Origin of the sequence: Microcosmobacter mediterraneus (assembly GCF_031846265.1) — a bacterium.
Lineage (GTDB): Bacteria > Bacteroidota > Bacteroidia > Flavobacteriales > Flavobacteriaceae > Microcosmobacter > Microcosmobacter mediterraneus.
Genome location: NZ_JAVRIA010000018.1, coordinates 1 through 2,863 on the forward strand (window position 1 = coordinate 1; position 2,863 = coordinate 2,863).

Sequence of the window (2,863 nt, forward strand, 5' to 3'; positions counted from 1 at the left end):
AAATGAAAAAGACTACATTAAGCGTATTGATGATGCTATTTGCTATGGTATCATTCAGTCAGATAGCGATTATCGAAGATTTTGAGACAGGTGCAGCCGGCTGGACGGCCAATGGATTTTTTGGCAGTGCAACAGAGGCCTGTACAGACACATCGTTTCGCGACAACATTTACCAGTTTTCAGCTACAGGTGAATTAGTATCACCTAACATTGTTGGTTTATCCAATGGTACAGATCTTAACATCAGTTTTGATTACAAAATTGTAGATTGGTCAGCAGCAACTAATCCTACACCAGCAGGTTGGGGAAATTTCATTGTACAATACACTACCGATGGAGGTGCTAACTGGATCGATATAGGTACCGTAGATGATAGTAACCATGTTGTAGATAATGTCTGTGCTACATTAAGCTATACCGTAGCAGCAGCAGATCTTCCAACAGGTTCAGATTACCAGATGCGTTTTAATGCCACTTGGGCAGCAGGAGATTACTATCTATATTTTGATAATGTATCTGCAATACAAATGGCAGATATGGCACCATCCTGTAACTCAGTACTTACCAATCCAATAGATGGCTCAATAGACAATGAGATTAATGGTGATATATCTTGGAGTATTGCTACAGGGATTCCAACAGGATACTTCCTTACAGTAGGGACAACTTCGGGAGGTAATGACCTTGTAGATAATGTAGATGTGGGTAATGTGACCTCTTACGCTTTAGGTCAGTTAGCTTATGAGACCACATACTATGCCACCATTACACCATATAATGCTATAGGTACAACGACAGATCCATGTACAGAACAAAGTTTTACCACTAAAATGGATCCATCACAAACGGTAGATTGCGCAGGAACACCACTTAATATCACCTATTGTTACGATAATAATGATACTACATTTTGGTTATTTACTTCTTCAGATGGGTCGCCACTACGTATTACTTTTAATGCAGGTGGTATAGAGAGCTGTTGTGATGATATCTTAATCTATGATGGTGTAGATAATACAGGGACATTAATTTACCAAGGTAATAATGGAGGTGACCTTGCAGGCTTACAGTTTGATTCTGTAGGATCATCTTTGTATGTAGAAATTGATTCAGATTTCTCAGTAAGTTGTGCATCAGGTAGTGGTTGTTGTGGCACAGAATGGGACTTTACTGTAGCCTGTGCAACTTGTGTTAACCCAACAGCTACAAGTAGTGTTAGAGAAGATTGTCTTAATGGTCCACAATTCTTTGTTGATGTAGATCTTACCGATTTAGGTTCTGCCACTTCAGTAACTATTACAGATGATCAAGGCTCAGCACCACAAACCGTAAGTGCAACAGGTGTATACTCTTTTGGACCATTTACTAATGGTACTAATGTAGTGACTACAGTAACTAATGATGATGATAGTAACTGTGTGGTCACAAGTCCATCACTGACACAAGATCAGTGTGTACTTAACCTTGTAGATTGTACACAACCACCATTAAACATTAACTATTGTTACGATAATAATGACACTACCACATGGTTGTTTAGATCCACCGATGGTTCTCCACTACGTATTAACTTTAATGCAGGTGGTATAGAGAGCTGTTGTGATGATATCTTAATCTATGATGGACCAGATAACACGGCACCTTTACTATTCCAAGGAAATAACGGAGGAGACTTAGCAGGCTTAACATTTGATTCTACAGGAGATGAACTCTTTATGGAGATCGATGCTGATGGCTCAGTGAGTTGTGCCTCAGGTAGTGGTTGTTGTGGCACAGAATGGGACTTTACCGTAGCCTGTGCAACTTGTGTTAACCCAGCAGCAACCTATGATGTTGTAAGCGATTGTATTAACGGTCCACAATTCTTTGTTGATGTAGACCTTACCGATTTAGGTTCTGCTACATCAGTAACCATATCAGATGATCAAGGCTCAACTCCAGTAACAGTATCTGCTACAGGCACAACACAGTTTGGACCATATCCTAATACTACAGATGTAGTCATTACTATAGCTAATGATGATGATATTAATTGTACAGTAAATAGCAACCCAATAACACAACCCTTCTGTTTAGATACTGTTGTAGATTGTTCAGCAGGACCAGTGAGTGTATCGTATTGTTATGATGATAATGACCCTAATGTATTTGAATATACATCCTCAGATGGTTCACCACTGAACTTAACTATAGATTCAGGTATTATAGAAGGTGACCCTTTTGATTTCTTAGTCATCTTTGATAGTGATGGTGTTACAGAACTTTACAATGGCGAAGGTAACAATGGTGATATTGGAGGATTAACCTTCCAATCTACAGGAGATACTATTTTCTTCTCCATCCAATCCGATGGCTCTGTGAGTTGTATTGGCGGAAGTGCAGGAGAAGTTGATGGTATAGATTATACTGTAGCCTGTGCGACATGTATTAACCCTCAAGCCACTTATGTCGTAGTAGATGATTGTGCTAATGGTGATCAATTTTTAATTGATGTTAACATTGGCTCGCTAGGCGATGCAACCTCACTAACCATTACAGATAACCAAGGGGCTACACCAGTCACAGTATCCGCTACTGGCACAACGCAATTTGGACCTTATCCGTTTAATACAGATATCGTTATCACAGTCTCTAACGATCAAGATGTTAATTGTGTCATTAACTCACAACCTATTCAACTACTAGCTTGCCCTCCAGATAATGATAACTGCCCTGATGCTATTGTGGCAGGAGTGAATACTGATAGCACATGTACCATTACAACACCAGGAACATTAGTAGAGGCAACAGATTCTGGTATTGATGGAGGCTCGTGTACAGGTAATCCAGATGATGATGTATGGTATCAGTTTACAGCCTTAGA

General features: G+C 39.6%; 1 protein-coding gene. It reads left to right on the forward strand.

Translation table 11 applies throughout. The features are described 5' to 3' along the window. Positions 1-2,863, forward strand: a 2,863-nt coding sequence (locus tag RM697_RS13645; RefSeq protein WP_489753213.1) for a CUB domain-containing protein, incomplete at both ends; no start/stop codon positions are given.